The 14,463-nt window shown below is 68.7% G+C and carries 14 protein-coding genes; 9 read left to right on the top strand and 5 right to left on the bottom strand.

Going from position 1 to position 14,463, the window contains the following annotated elements:
* Positions 1–79: 79 nt before the first annotated feature.
* Positions 80–823, top strand: a complete 744-nt coding sequence (locus QRN19_RS10380) for a dienelactone hydrolase family protein (protein WP_285026791.1) — start codon at positions 80–82, stop codon at positions 821–823.
* A gap of 96 nt (positions 824–919) precedes the next feature.
* On the opposite strand, the gene QRN19_RS10375 is transcribed toward QRN19_RS10380, so the two are convergent.
* On the bottom strand, positions 920–2,311 hold the full coding sequence (locus QRN19_RS10375) for a glycine--tRNA ligase (protein ID WP_137242790.1): 1,392 nt from the start codon (positions 2,309–2,311) through the stop codon (positions 920–922).
* A gap of 184 nt (positions 2,312–2,495) precedes the next feature.
* Between QRN19_RS10375 and QRN19_RS10370 the strand changes: the two genes are divergently transcribed.
* Entirely contained in the window at positions 2,496–3,800 is a 1,305-nt protein-coding gene (locus QRN19_RS10370; protein ID WP_285026790.1) for an alpha/beta hydrolase, read from the top strand.
* An 88-nt stretch (positions 3,801–3,888) separates the two neighbouring features.
* Entirely contained in the window at positions 3,889–4,323 is a 435-nt protein-coding gene (locus QRN19_RS10365) for a hypothetical protein (protein ID WP_274498980.1), read from the top strand.
* Positions 4,324–4,359: 36 nt separating this feature from the next.
* Here the strand turns inward: QRN19_RS10365 and QRN19_RS10360 are convergent, their stop codons facing one another.
* Positions 4,360–5,373, bottom strand: coding sequence for a LacI family DNA-binding transcriptional regulator (locus QRN19_RS10360; RefSeq protein WP_285026789.1), 1,014 nt, complete (start codon positions 5,371–5,373; stop codon positions 4,360–4,362).
* Positions 5,374–5,555: 182 nt separating this feature from the next.
* Between QRN19_RS10360 and QRN19_RS10355 the strand changes: the two genes are divergently transcribed.
* From QRN19_RS10355 to QRN19_RS10330, 6 genes are all read left to right on the top strand, one after another.
* Positions 5,556–6,785, top strand: a complete 1,230-nt coding sequence (locus tag QRN19_RS10355) for a Gfo/Idh/MocA family protein (protein WP_285026788.1) — start codon at positions 5,556–5,558, stop codon at positions 6,783–6,785.
* A gap of 70 nt (positions 6,786–6,855) precedes the next feature.
* On the top strand, positions 6,856–8,115 hold the full coding sequence (locus QRN19_RS10350; protein WP_285026787.1) for a sugar ABC transporter substrate-binding protein: 1,260 nt from the start codon (positions 6,856–6,858) through the stop codon (positions 8,113–8,115).
* Positions 8,116–8,120: 5 nt separating this feature from the next.
* Positions 8,121–9,119, top strand: coding sequence for a carbohydrate ABC transporter permease (locus tag QRN19_RS10345; RefSeq protein WP_285026786.1), 999 nt, complete (start codon positions 8,121–8,123; stop codon positions 9,117–9,119).
* Positions 9,120–9,133: 14 nt separating this feature from the next.
* The gene (locus tag QRN19_RS10340) at positions 9,134–10,015 is read left to right on the top strand and encodes a carbohydrate ABC transporter permease (RefSeq protein ID WP_502928145.1); all 882 of its coding nucleotides are present in this window, start codon (positions 9,134–9,136) and stop codon (positions 10,013–10,015) included.
* A 59-nt stretch (positions 10,016–10,074) separates the two neighbouring features.
* On the top strand, positions 10,075–10,854 hold the full coding sequence (locus tag QRN19_RS10335; RefSeq protein WP_064295429.1) for a ThuA domain-containing protein: 780 nt from the start codon (positions 10,075–10,077) through the stop codon (positions 10,852–10,854).
* A complete protein-coding gene (locus QRN19_RS10330; RefSeq protein ID WP_285026785.1) occupies positions 10,851–11,990 on the top strand; it encodes a Gfo/Idh/MocA family protein in 1,140 nt (379 codons plus the stop codon). The genes QRN19_RS10335 and QRN19_RS10330 overlap by 4 nt, the downstream gene beginning before the upstream one ends.
* 79 nt (positions 11,991–12,069) lie before the next feature.
* Here QRN19_RS10330 and QRN19_RS10325 read toward each other — a convergent pair whose 3' ends face one another.
* The 3 genes from QRN19_RS10325 to QRN19_RS10315 form a co-directional block, all read right to left on the bottom strand.
* Complete coding sequence (locus tag QRN19_RS10325; protein WP_285026784.1) at positions 12,070–12,843, bottom strand: nucleotidyl transferase AbiEii/AbiGii toxin family protein; 774 nt, start codon at positions 12,841–12,843, stop codon at positions 12,070–12,072.
* Complete coding sequence (locus QRN19_RS10320; protein WP_285026783.1) at positions 12,833–13,420, bottom strand: type IV toxin-antitoxin system AbiEi family antitoxin domain-containing protein; 588 nt, start codon at positions 13,418–13,420, stop codon at positions 12,833–12,835. The genes QRN19_RS10325 and QRN19_RS10320 overlap by 11 nt, the downstream gene beginning before the upstream one ends.
* Positions 13,421–13,609: 189 nt before the next feature.
* Positions 13,610–14,386: a hypothetical protein gene (locus tag QRN19_RS10315; protein WP_285026782.1), complete on the bottom strand. Its 777-nt coding sequence runs from the start codon at positions 14,384–14,386 to the stop codon at positions 13,610–13,612.
* Positions 14,387–14,463 lie beyond the last annotated feature (77 nt).

Below are 14,463 nucleotides of genomic sequence, written 5' to 3'. Positions count from 1 at the left end.
TGATTCAGAATCTGTGGATAACTCCCGAGGCCGACGCAACCCCCAGCCGGTGCGGAGCGTCGGCTGGGACACTGGCGATATGACGACCATCACGCTGACCAAGGGCCTCACCGCCTACCGCGCCGACCCGCCGAAGGGCGTCGAGCTCCGCGGCGGGCTCGTGCTCATCCACGAGATCTGGGGCCTCGTACCGCACATCACCGACGTCGCCGACCGGTTCGCCGCGGAGGGCTACCTCGTCATCGCGCCCGACATCCTGAGCGGTGCCGGCGTCACGCCCGAGATCGGTGCGGAGTTGGAGAGCCTCGTCTTCAACAGCGACGAGGCGACGCGGACCGCGGCACAACCGAAGCTTCGCGAGAAGCTCTCGGTCTCGAAGTCGCCCGAGTACGCCGAGGAGGCGCTCGGGTACCTGGGGAAGGCCGTCGACGCCCTGTTCGACGAGGAGGGGATCGACGGCCGCGTCGCCGTCGTCGGCTTCTGCTTCGGTGGCGGCTACAGCTTCGCGCTCGCCGCGGCCGACCGCCGCATCCGCGCCGCCGTCCCGTTCTACGGCTACCCGCCCGAGCCCGATGCCGTGACGAGCATCGCCTGCCCCGTCCTCGCGTTCTACGGCGACCAGGACGAGGGCCTCATGCAGAGCCTGCCCGAGCTGACCACGACGATGGAGGACGCGCGGGTCGAGTTCACCGCGACCGTCTACCCCGACGCCGGGCACGCCTTCTTCAACGACACCAACACGATCACCTACCGCGAGGACGCTGCCGCCGACGCCTGGGTGAAGACGCTCGCGTTCCTCGACACCTCACTCGGCAACGCCTAGCCTGAGCGACCCGCATCCGTTCGCCCATTTCTGGGCGAAGAAACGCCCGCTCGCCCGAGTATGGGCGAGCGGGCGTTCGGGTGCAGCGGCGGAGGCCTACGCGCCCTTGAGGCGGGTGGCGAGGTAGGCGTACAGCTCGTCGATGGCGACGCGCTCCTGCTGCATGCTGTCGCGGTCGCGGACGGTCACGGCGTTGTCCTCGAGCGAGTCGAAGTCGACGGTCACGCAGTACGGGGTGCCGATCTCGTCCTGACGACGGTAGCGGCGGCCGATCGCGCCCGAGTCGTCGAAGTCGATGTTCCACGAGCCGCGCAGCTCGTCGCCGATCTGGCGGGCGAGCGGCGACAGCGCCTCGTTGCGGGACAGCGGCAGCACAGCGACCTTGACGGGCGCGAGACGCGGGTCGAGGTGCAGCACGGTGCGCTTCTCGATCTTGCCCTTGGCGTTCGGCGGCAGCTCCTGCTCCTCGTACGCGTCGACGAGGAAGGCCATGAGCGCACGGGTCAGACCGAACGACGGCTCGATGACGTACGGCATGTACCGCTCGTTCTTGGCCTGGTCGAAGTAGCTGAGGTCCTTGCCGGACTGCTCGGCGTGCACCTTGAGGTCGTAGTCGGTGCGGTTCGCGACGCCCATGAGCTCGCCCCACTCGCTGCCGGCGAAGCCGAACTTGTACTCGATGTCGACGGTGCGCTTCGAGTAGTGCGCCAGCTTCTCCTGCGGGTGCTCGAACCAACGGATGTTGTCGGGCGTCATGCCGAGGTCGATGAACCAGGCCCAGCAGAGGTCCATCCAGGTCTGCTGCCACTCGTCGTCCGTGCCGGGCTCGACGAAGAACTCGATCTCCATCTGCTCGAACTCACGGGTGCGGAAGATGAAGTTGCCGGGCGTGATCTCGTTGCGGAACGCCTTGCCGATCTGGCCGATGCCGAACGGCGGCTTCTTGCGGGCCGTCTGCAGCACGTTCGCGAAGTTCGTGAAGATGCCTTGCGCCGTCTCGGGACGCAGGTAGTGGAGACCCGACTCATCGTCGACGACGCCGAGGAAGGTCTTCAGGAGGCCGGACATCTGGCGGATCTCGGTCCACTGGCCGATCTTCGAGGGGTGCTCTGGGTCGGGGATGTCGGCGAGGCCGTTCTCCGGCGGGTGGCCGTGCTCGGCCTCGTACGCCTCGAAGAGGTGGTCGGCCCGGTACCGCTTGTGGGTGATGAGCGATTCGGTCAGCGGGTCACTGAAGACCTTGACGTGACCGGACGCCTCCCAGACCGGGGTGGGCAGGATGACGGCGGAGTCGAGACCGACCATGTCGCCGCGGCCTCGGACGAACGCGTTCCACCACTGGCGCTTGATGTTCTCCTTGAGCTCGACACCCAAGGGCCCGTAATCCCACGCGGACCGCGTACCGCCGTAGATGTCTCCCGAGGGGAAGACGAAGCCGCGGTGCTGTGCCAGGGTGATGACGGACTCGAGATGGGACTGCTCTGCCATGGGTGTGGATCCTCCGTGCCGCTTGCCACGCGGCGGTACCTTCCGGTGCTGACGCCTGGCTGGCGCCCGCTCCCGGAACCCCTCAATCCTATGGGCGAGCCCGTGAGGACGCCCAACGGCCCTTGTCCCGCTCAGGGCGGCCGCTTAGCCTGACAACCATCGCGGTACGCAGGATGGAGCATCGATGGACTGGCTGTGGAACCTCGACGTCATCGACGGTCCGCTCGTCTGGGTGCTCGACGGGCTCAGCATCGCCGGCCTGCTGTACCTCGTCATCCGTCGTTCCGGGCTGCTGTGGTACCTGAGCGCCGTCATCGCCCTCCTGGCCGGCGCGCTCCTCGCCCTGGGGACGGTGTGGCTGGTCTTCGACGTGCTCAACCTGTTCGGCGGGCCGTTGATCCGCTCCGCGGAGCCCTGGTTCATCGGCGCCTTCGCCGGGATCGCGCTCGCCATCCTGACGATCTGCTGGCGTGTCGCGTGGAAGCGGCGCGTCATCGCCGCCGCGTGCATCATCGTCTTCGGCGCGACTGCGGCGCTGGGCGTCAACGGCGCGTACGGCGTCCAGACCACCCTCGGGTCGATGTTCCACGTCCAGAACCGCAAGCCGATCACCCTCGTGACGCCGACGAGCACGCCCACCGGTGACCCGTCCCGGCCGCTGTACGAGACGTGGAAGCCGCCGGCCGATCTACCGAAGACAGGCAGGTTCGGCCCGCTCCCCGCGGGCGACCGGATCCCGAACACGAACTCCGGGTTCAACGCCCGCCCGGCGCAGGTCTACTACCCACCCGCGGCGCTCGTGAAGGATCCCCCGGCACTCCCCTTCGTGCTCATGATGATGGGACAACCGGGTGACCCCGACGCGAAGTGGATCGGCGAGGCGCTCGACGCGATCGCCGCCGATCACCAGGGGCTCGCCCCCATCGCGCTCGTCGTGGACCAGCTCGGCGACCCTTCGGTCGACCCGCTGTGCATCGACGGGCGGTACGGGAAGGTGGAGACCTACGTCACGCAGGACGTCCTCCCGTGGGCGAAGGCGAACCTGCACATCCTCCAGTCGCCGAAGGACTGGACGGTCGCCGGGTACTCGGCCGGCGGCAGCTGTGCGATCTACTACGGAGCCAAGTACCCGCAGACCTTCGGCAACGTCGTCAGCGTCTCGGGTGAGGAGTATCCCGGCGCCAGCGTCCCTGCGGACAGTCTGCGCACGATGTTCGCCGGCGACCAGAACGCGTACGACGCGATCAAACCGGCGACCATCATGGCGAAGACGCACTACGCCGACACGGAGGCGTTCTTCTCCGCTGGGACGGCTGACGCGGTCTACACCGACATGATGCGGCGTGCCGCAGCCACCGCGACGTCCGCCGGCTGGAAGGTCCAGACCTTCGCGATACCGGGCGGCGACCACGGGGTCAGCTCGCTCACGGGCGGGCTGGACCAGACGCTCCGCGCGCTCTACCCGCGGATCGGCCTCCAACGACCGTGACGGGGCTCTGCCACCCCGGCTTCCACTCCATCATGGGCTGTGGAGAACTTCGGCGGCGGTCTGGACCGATTGGTTATGGTCGATGCCCATGACCACCCAGCTCCCGCCGATGCCACAGCCCCTCCTCGTCCAGATCGGCAACATCAGGGTCACTGAGGACGTGATCATGACACCCGCCGGCACGTGGCCACTCGCGGACGTCAACGTGACGTCGAGCGATCAGACCTCGACGACCACCCACACCCCGGCGTGGGCCATCGTGCTGGTCATCGTGTTGATCTGGTTCTTCTTCCTCAGCCTGCTGTTCCTCTTCGCGAAGGAGAGGCGTGTCTCGGGGTTCGTCTCCGTGAACGTCCAGGCCGGCCCGTACACCTACACCGAGCAGGTCCCGATCTCGACCGACTTCGCCCGACACGACACCATGAACCGCGTCGGCTACACCCAATCACTGATCGGACAGGCACGGCACCGGGCGATCGCGAACCGAGCGGCGGAGTCCTCCCGGCACCCTGAGGTGCGGTGACCGGTCGGTCGAGGGCCGCTCACGCGACGAGATGACTCATTCGGGCGGCGGCGCGAGGGACGCGCCCTCGAGGAAGGCGCCCATGACGAGTTCGTGACGCAGTTCACCGAGGGTGCCGTCGAGCCGGCCGACGAGGGTCTCGACGCCCATCCGTCCGAGCTGGGCTGCGGGAAGCAACGTGACGGCGAGCGCCGGGTCGGCCGCTTCCGACACCTCTCGGGTGGAGGCGACGAGGACGACGGACAGGTCGTCGGGGACCGAGACGCCGCGCCTGCCGAGCTCGCTCACGAAACCGAGGGCCGCCCGATCGTTGAGCACGAGGACGGCGGTGACCTCGGGAGCCTCCTCCTGGAGGGTCGCCGCGATCGCGCGACCACCGGCCGGATCGGGGGTGCACTGGAGCGTCCGAGCGCGGAGCCCACGGGCTGCGCACACGGCGTGGAAGGTCTCCTGCACGCGGACCACGGGGCCGTAACCGTCGAGGTCGGCCCGCTCGACCTCCTCGAGCAGGGCGAACTCCCGATGACCGAGGGCCTGCAAGCGGTCGATGGACAACTCGACCATCCCCTCGAAGTCGACGTCGACGTAGTCGAGACCGGAGGGGTCGCGCGTCCGACCGATGAGGGTCAGGGGCGTCCCGGCCGCGAGGAGACGGTCGACCCGATGGTCGTCGAGCCGCACCTCCATGAGGATGACGCCGTCGATGAGGCCATCGGAGGTGAACTCGCGCAGCGCGTCGGGGTCGCTCGGCTCCGGCCAGAGGACGACGGTGTACCCGAGCTCCGCGGCAGCCTCCGCAGCACCGGTGAAGAAGCGGGCCGCGTTGTCGGACAGTCGATGCTGGAGCACCGGGAACAGCAGCGCGATGATGCGCGTTCGTCGGCTCGCGAGCGCGCGGGCGACCGCGTTCCGGCGGAAGTCCAGTTCGACCATGGCCGACTCCACCCGCAGGCGGGTGGCCGGGGACACCGGCTTCGAGTCGTTGACGACGAACGACACCGTGGCGACCGAGACCCCTGCGAGTCGCGCGACGTCACGCATCGTTGCCATGGATCCCCGTTCAGGTGCGGTGTGTCCGGTCAGTCTCTCACGGATCACGATTCGGTAAACCGGTTAAATTACTCCTTGACGGCACCGACGACGCGGTGCATGCTGGTTCCCGAAGCGCGCAGTAAACCGGTTAACTTTCCGGTCTGCGCGATCCGACCTCGACCGGCGAAGGAGCCGTGCTGATGCCTGTACCGACCATCGACGACAACCGGTCCGAGCAGCCGCTGCGCGTCGCGATCGTCGGGTACAGCTTCATGGGCACCATCCACGCGCAGGCCTGGACCACCGCTCCCCGCTTCTTCGACCTCGGCCGCGGGGTCGACCTCGTCGCCGTCAGCGGTCGCGACGCCGATGCCGCCCGCGGGTTCGCCGACCGGTTCGGGATCGCCGACGTCGAGACGGATTGGCGCGCGCTCCTCACCCGCGGCGACATCGACGTGATCGACATCTGCACCCCTGGCCACCTCCACGCCGAGATCGCGATCGCCGCTCTCGACGCCGGTATCCACGTCCTGTGCGAGAAGCCGCTCGCGAACACGCTGGAGGAGGCCGAGCGGATGAACGCCGCGGCCGAACGGGCGGCGGCGCGCGGCGTGCGCGCGATGGTCGGCTTCAGCTACCGACGCACCCCCGCGCTCGCCTATGCGCGACGGCTCGTCGCCGACGGGCGTCTCGGGACGGTCCGTCACATCCGGGCCCAGTACCTGCAGGACTGGATCGCGGATCCCACGTTCCCGCTCGTCTGGCGACTCGACGCCGACCAGGCCGGCTCCGGTGCGCTCGGCGACCTCGGCGCCCACATCATCGATCTCGCACAGTTCGTCACCGGGCAGGAGCTGACCGGCGTGAGTGCCCTGACCTCGACCTTCGTCACCGAGCGGCCGCTGCCCACCTCGTCGAGCGGCCTCAGCGCCACCGCGGGCGACGATCCTGAGGATGGAGACGCGGCGGAATCCCTCACCGGACGGGTGACCGTCGACGACGCGGTCGTGTTCATCGCCCGCACCGACGGCGGCGCCCTCGCGACCTTCGAGGCCACCCGCTTCGCCACCGGCCGCAAGAACGCGATGCGGCTCGAGGTCGACGGCTCCGACGGATCGCTCGTCTTCGACTTCGAGCGTATGAACGAGCTGCAGTTCCACGACCACACCCTTCCGGCCGAGGAGGCGGGCTTCCGGCGCATCCTCGTGACCGAACCCGGCCACCCGTATGCGGACGCCTGGTGGCCGGCAGGGCACGGCCTCGGCTACGAGCACACCTTCATCCACGAGGTCGCCGACCTCGCCCGTGACCTCGCCGCCGACCGGGCGCCCGAACCGGGCTTCGCCGACGGCCTCCGGGTGCAGCGCGTGCTCACCGCTGTCTCGGCGAGCGCCGACGCCGGTGCCGCCTGGATCCCGCTCGACCGCTGACCGAACCACCCACCGCACCACGATCACCACCGCATCACGAACACCACTCACCAGGCAAAGGAGCCATGACATGAGATCCACGACCACCCGCGACACCCGGCCACGCATCATCCGTCGGCCGCACGTGCTCGGATCGCTCGCGATCCTCGCGATCACCCCGTTCGCCCTCACCGCGTGCAGCGGTGGCGATGGCGCGGCGGCTGGAGGCGACGCCGGCACCCTCACGATCCTCGACTACTACAACAACGAACCCGACAAGACCCTCGTGGGCGACGCCCTCGACCGGTGCGCGGACGACGTCGGCGTGAAGATCAAGCGCGAGACCGTCCCCGGCAAGGACCTCATCCAGAAGGTGCTCCAGCAGTCGTCGTCCAAGACGCTGCCCGACGTCCTCATGCTCGACAACCCGGACGTCCAGGAGATCGCCGCGACCGGGGGCCTCTCGCCGCTCAGCGACTACGACGTCGACACCTCGGGCTTCGCGAAGGGCATCCTCGACGCCGCGAGCTACGAGGGAGAGGTCTACGGCCTGGCGCCGACGGTCAACACCCTCGGCCTCTTCTACAACGAGGACCTCCTCGCGGCGAAGGGCATCACCCCGCCGACCACGTGGGATGAACTGAAGACGGCCGCGGCTGCACTGACCGAGGGCGACACCTACGGGCTGGCATTCAGCTCCATCGCCACCTACGAAGGCAGCTGGCAGTTCCTGCCGTTCATGTGGACCAACGGCGGCGACGAGGCCGACCTCACGACGCCTGCCGTCGCCGAGGCCCTCCAGCTGCAGGTCGACCTCGTGAACTCGGGTTCGGCGTCGAAGAGCGTCATCAACTGGTCACAGGCCGACGTGAACGACCAGTTCATGGCCGGTAAGGCCGCGATGATGATCAACGGCCCGTGGCAGATCCCGGCCCTCAGCGCCGACACCGACCTCAAGTACGGCAGCGTGCAGGTTCCGGTCAACAAAGCCGGCCAGACACCTGTCGCCCCGCTCGGCGGCGAGGTCTGGACCGTCCCTGTGACCGGCGACAAGGACAAGCAGGCGAAGGCGGCGAAGTTCGTCGAGTGCATCTCGAGCGACGAGAACCAGCTCGCCCTCGCCGAGGCCCGCTTCACCGTCCCGACGAAGACGGCCCTGGCCGAGCAGTACGTCGCGAAGGTCCCCGAGATGGCCGCGTTCACGGAGCAGGTCGCCAACGCCCGCTCGCGCACCGGCGAACTCGGCGAGGAGTGGCCCGAGGCCGCGACCGAGATCTACACCGCCATCCAGCTCGCCCTGACCGGGCAGGCGACGCCTGAAGAGGCGTTCAAGCAGGCGGCCGCGGGCTGATCCCGATGAGCAGTGGCATCGCCGGAGCATCGCTCCAGGACCGGAAGACCGACCAGCGGTCCAGCAGCACCGACGGGGGCGCGCCGACCAAGCGCACCCCCGCCGGGGCCGGCCGCCGGGGCCGACGGTTCCGCCGGGAAGACCTGATCAAGCTCGGCTTCGTCCTCCCCGCAGCGCTCTACATCGTCCTGTTCTTCGGCTACCCCGTCGTCAAGAACGTCACGATGAGCTTCCAGGAGTACACGACGAAGACGTTCTTCACGGGCGAGGCACCGTGGGTCGGGTTCGCGAACTACGTGACCGTGTTCAGCTCCCAGCTGTTCACACCGGCACTGCTCAACACGGCGCTGTTCACGGTGGGGTCGATCGCCGGGCAGTTCGTAATCGGGCTCGCGCTCGCCGTCTTCTTCAAGCGACGCTTCCCCTTGAGCTCGTTCCTCCGCGCGATGCTGCTGCTCCCCTGGCTCCTCCCCCTGATCGTGTCGAGCGCCACCTGGCGGTCGATCCTCGACCAGGACAGTGGCGTCCTGAACGCCGCCCTCGGATCCATCGGCCTGTCGGGCGTCCCCTGGCTGACGAGCCCGTCGGTGGCCCTGTTCGCGGTCGTTCTCGTCAACATCTGGATCGGCATCCCGTTCAACGTCACGATCCTCTACGGCGGCCTCCAGGACATCCCCGACGAGCTCTACGAGGCGGGAGCGCTCGACGGCGCGACCGGCTGGAAGGCGTTCCGCCACATCACCTGGCCGAACCTCCGCCCCGTGGTCAGCGTCGTGCTCGTGCTCGGCGTCGTCTACACGATCAAGGTGCTCGACATCATCCTCGGCCTCACGAACGGCGGGCCGGCGAACGCCACCCAGACCCTCGCGGTGCGGTCGTATCAGGAGTCGTTCGTGGGCTTCGAGTTCGGTGTCGGTGCGGCCTTCAGCAACATCCTCATCGTCATCTCGCTCCTCTTCGCCATCGTCTACCTGCGCGTGAACCGACGCGCGGTCGACGAGTAAGGACACGGACCCTCATGACCACGACCAGCATCGTGACCGGCGGCCGGCAGACGCGCCGCTTCGCCCCGGTCGGCCCGCGTCGACACCGCGGCGACCGACGCCACCTCGGTTACACCGTCCTCGGCATCCTCATCCTCGCGATCATGCTCTTCCCCGTCTACTGGATGGTGAACGCGTCCTTGCAACCGTCGGGCAACACGCTCACGGGGGACTTCTTCCCGGTCAACCCGAGCTTCGCCGGGTACGAGAAGGCGATCGCTGACCAGGGCGGGCACCTCGTCACGAGCCTCGTCATCTCACTCGGCACCGTCGTCCTGACCCTCGCGATCGCGGCCCCAGCGGCCTACGCCCTCGCGCAGTTCCGGTTCCGGTGGATCAGCATCGCCCTCCTCGTGATCCTGATCGCCCAGATGATCCCGGGCATCGTGATCGCGAACGCCCTCTACTCCGCGTACAACGACCTCGGCCTGCTCAACTCGATCCCCGGGCTGATCCTCGCCGACGCCTCGCACGCCATCCCGTTCGCGATCCTCATCCTGCGGGCGTCGATGCAGACCATCCCGCCGTCGATCGTGGAGGCGGCACGCGTCGACGGCGCAGGGCACGTGCGTGCCTTCGTCTCGATCGTCCTCCCGGTGAGTCGCAACGTGCTCATCACCGCCGGTTTGTTCGCCTTCCTCTTCTCCTGGAGCGACTTCCTGTTCGCCCTGACGCTGACGACGACGGAGGACGTCCGGCCCGTGACGCTCGGCATCTACCAGTACCTCGGCTCGCAGGTCTCGAACTGGAGCGCGGTGATGGCGACCGCCGTCCTCTCGTCCCTGCCCGCGATCCTGCTGCTCGTCATCGCCCAGCGGTTCATCGCCGCCGGCGCCACGGGCGGTGCCGTGAAATGACCGACGACCACTCCGACCCCCTCTCCGACCACGCAACGCATCCTCGAAGGAGCACCACCATGTCCGACAGCAGCACCCCCATCCGCGTCCTCGTCTGGGGCGAGAACCGCCACGAGCAGATCGAGGAGAAGGTCCGCGCCATCTACCCGGACGGCATGCACACGACCATCAAGGAGGGCATCGAGGAGCACCTCGGCGCCGATGCCGTGGTCACCACGACCACGCTCGACGAGCCGGAGCACGGACTCACCGAGGAGGTGCTCGCCGCGACCGACGTGCTCGTCTGGTGGGGCCACGCGGCTCACGGCGAGGTCGCCGACGAGGTCGTCGAGCGCGTGCACCAGCACGTACTCGCCGGCATGGGCCTGCTCGTGCTGCACTCGGGCCACTGGTCGAAGATCTTCGGCAAGCTCATGGGCACCTCGTGCACGCTCCGCTGGCGGTCGGAGGAGGACCGCGAGATCGTCTGGACGGTCGACCCCACCCACCCGATCGCCCAGGGGATCCCACACCCGTTCATCATCCCGGCACAGGAGATGTACGGCGAGTTCTTCGACGTCCCCGCACCCGACGAGCTCGTCTTCCTGTCGACGTTCACCGGTGGCGAGGTCTTCCGTTCCGGCATGACCTACAAGCGCGGCTTCGGCAAGATCTTCTTCTTCTCCCCCGGCGACCAGGACTACCCCGTCTACCACCACGAGCACGTCCGACGCGTCCTCGCGAACGGTGTGCGCTGGGCGCAGACGCTGCGTCCGGAACGCGCGGTGCCGGTCCTGCTGCGGTACGAGACCGAGGACTTCTACAACGGCCGCGGGTACGAAGGGGCGCTCGCGCGATGAGCGCTCCTGTCGACGGTGGGTTCGCGACCCTCGCGGACGCCACCGGGCCCGTCCGGCTCGTGCTCGTCGGTGCGGGCGGGATGGGGCGGGCGTGGTTGCGGACGATCCTCGCGAACCCGGACACGGAACTCGTCGGCGTCGTCGACCTCGACACGGCCCTCGCGGAGTCGGCGGTGACCGACGCCGGGCTCCCGGTGGGCCCCGAGGGTGTCGTCGTCGGCACCAGCGTGTCGGTCGTCGCCGAGGCGACGGGGGCGGACGCGGTCGTCAACGTCACCGTGCCCGCCGCGCACCACCCCGTCAACACCGAGGCGCTCTTCGCCGAGCTGCCGGTGCTCTGCGAGAAGCCGATCGCTCCGACGGTCGCACAGGCGCTCTCACTGGCGGCGACGGCGGAGGCCAGCGGGCAGCTGCTCATGACGAGTCAGTCGCGGCGTTACTACGCGTCGATCGCCGCCTTCCGGGAGCAGGTCGCCACGCTCGGTCGGCTCGGGTCCGCGACCACGGAGTTCTTCAAGGCTCCGCACTTCGGCGGCTTCCGCGAGGAGATGGCGCACGTGCTGCTCGTCGACATGGCGATCCACGCCTTCGACGCCGCCCGCTACGTCCTCGGCAGCGACCCGATCGCCGTGTACTGCGAGGAGTACAACCCGGGGTGGAGCTGGTTCTCCGCCGACGCCGCCGCGACCGCGATCTTCGAGTTCGCCGGCGGAGTCCGCTACACCTACAGCGGCAGCTGGTGTGCGGACGGCGTCGAGACCTCCTGGAACGGCAGCTGGCGGGTGAACGGCGAGCACGGCACGGCCGTCTGGGACGGCGACACCGCTCCGCAGCGGCAGCTCGCACCGCAGGGCGGGTCACCGTCGGAGGTCGAGACCGCCGAGCTCGAGCCGGACGTGCCGGAGGAGATCGCCGGTTCGCTCGTGGAGTTCGTCGATGCCCTGCGCACGGGCCGTGTCCCGTCGGGTGAGGTGCACGCCAACGTGCTGAGCCTCGCGATGGTGGAGGCCGCCGTGCGGTCCGCCGAGTCCGGCGAGCGCGTGGTCATCGCGGACGTGCTCGCCCAGGCGCACGCGCACGCCGTCGAGGCGGAACCGCGCGACGACGTCCGGGCCGCGCTCGTCGCCTCCCGCTGAGGTGAGCCGGATCGTCGCCCGCGCACCCCGCGAGCGACGATCCGCCCCACCTCACATGCCGGTCGAGACTGGCGTACGGTCAGCTCAGACGCGACCAAGCGTCTCGGACGATCGTGAGCGCAGTTTCCGGGTCCACGTCGATACGGCCCTGGTGAGCCAGCGCGCGCTGCCACTCGACGCCGTCCGGTGCTGTGTCAAAGGTCCGTGCGTTGGGTCGCCCACCCGGCCCAATGGTTGCGAACAGGCGTGCCGCCTCGACGTCGAACGCGCCGTGCGCTTGGAGCGCCCACAGGTCGTACAGATCACGCGGCGCCCTGCGATCGGCCCAGGCGGAGACCTTCGCCGCCACGAACGCCGAACGGGTCGGCACCGTGAGCCACGCGGGCGGCGCGTCGCTGTACCGCTGCACCAGTTCGAGGCGTTCCGTCGGCCACTTCGGGTAGCCGACACGGTCGAGCAGCTGCAGCTGGATGCTGCTGGCATCGACGCTGAGGACGACCGGCTCTGATCCGCGAGTCGCGTCGAATCCTGGAAGGAACAGCACCTCACCGAAGGTCCGCTGCAGTGAGCCTCGGACCGCTTGTTCGATTCGGCGGCCGACCTGCGCCCGCGACCCGACGGCGATGAGGTCGATGTCTTCACTCAGCCGGAGGAACGGGAGATGGGTTCGAGCGAGAGCCGTGCCACCGAAGAAGATCACCTCGTCGGCGACGGTCTCCGAAAGCACTGCCAGCACATGGGAGATCAGATGGTCTCGAACCACCTGCGCGGTCTCGACGCCGAACTGGTCCTCGATTCGTCTGCGCTCGGCTGCACTGAGGACGCCGGGGGTCGGAGTCCGCTCAGCTGCCATCCTCGGCCTCCTCCCGCCTCGAGATGAGCGCTCGCACGGCATCGTTCATCCGCCCGTGGCGTGAGGCGATCCGTTGGAGTTCACCCGCATCGACTCGAGGGGTGAGGTTGGTCACCGCCTCTGCAGCTTCTGCGGGCATGCCTCCAAGCCCAGGCCGCATGAGGAGGTCGAACGCGGTCTGCTCCACCGTCGTGACGAGCCCGCTCCCGAGATCCAACCGTTCGAGGCGGGCCTCCAATCGGTCCACGTCACGCGTGACGAACACGACCTCGCCACCAGCGGACAACCGGATGGAATTCCGCTTCGACGGCACCGCGATCGTGGTCACCGCGACCGCACGAGGGATGGCTCGATGAAAGCGAGCAGCGCCGAGGCCCATGAGGACCGGCACCCGATCGCCCTGCATGGCCGTGGCGATCGCCAGACCGGCACTCTCGAGCGTGGGCCTCCAGTCCGTGCCGATGCGGTCATCGGGCACAGCGATGTAGAACCCATACGCAAGCCGAACCACCTTGCCGGACTGCTCGAGCCGCGACAGCTCCTTCGACGGATTGCGATAGACGTCAGCGAGATCCACCGGACGCGCCACCCTCAGAGGACGTCGCGCGAGAGCTGCTGCGCCGGCCCCTCCACCTCGATGCGTCTTCACTGCACCGAGTATACCCCAAATGGGTATATATGATGCACTCAAAGGAATGGTCGCGCATGGCACAAACGGTGTGCTTCCGACACACGCGGTGGCGAGGTGCACGCGATCCGCCTCACCTCACCAGGTCCCGTCGAGGAGGTCGCGGGTCACGACCAGGTTGAGCACCCGCCAGAGGCCGGAGTGGCCCGGCGTCTGACCCGCTCGATTCGGCCACCCCTCGAGGCGTGCGACACGGACGAAGCCGACCTCGTGCCACACCGGGTCCGTCTTGCGGAACCGATCCGGCCGCCAGACGACCGGCCGCTCCGGCAGACTGAATGACGCCGGCTCGCGCTTCGCTCGCAGCGTCGCCAGGGTCTCCGGCCCGGGGACCTGCTCGCCCACCCAGTCGAGCACGTCGAGCTCGGGTGAGTCGCCGTATCGGGACCGATGGATGCCGGCCACTCGGAACAGCGCCGTCCGTCCGTTGGGGGCCGTGAACGCGAGGACGTCGCCCGGCGTCAGGTCGTCCTCCACGTGGCGCCACGATCGACGGAGGCGCCTCGGTGCGGGCTGCGGGCCGAGGAGCTTCTCGCGGAGACGATCGAGGGCCGCGGTCCGCCTGGCGACCTCCCCCGGGCCCGCTTCGGCCCACAACTCGAGGTCGGCACCGCGATCGATCGCCGCGAGCGCCCGCGTCCGCACGTCGGCGTCGAGCCGGCCGACCTCGCTCTGCGCGGCCGCGAGCGGGATCCACAGCTCGCCGTCCTCCCGCTCCACCAGGTGGGCGAAGGACGCGATGGTCCGTCGCGTCGCCTCGTCGTCCGGCACCCGGTCCTGCACGTATTCGCGGTACTCGGTGCGGATGTCCGACGCCGTGTCGTTCGAGAAGATCGCCGTTCCCCATGCACCCATCCCGGCATCCTGCCAGACCCCTCGCGTCAGCGGCCAGGTGAGGCCCATACGATGGATCCAGCCCGACTCCGAGACGA

It is taken from the genome of Plantibacter sp. ME-Dv--P-122b (assembly GCF_030209375.1).
In the GTDB taxonomy this organism is placed as follows: Bacteria; Actinomycetota; Actinomycetes; order Actinomycetales; family Microbacteriaceae; genus Plantibacter.
The sequence above is the reverse complement of the archived record's forward strand: the minus strand, read 5'-3'. Positions and strand labels throughout refer to the sequence as shown.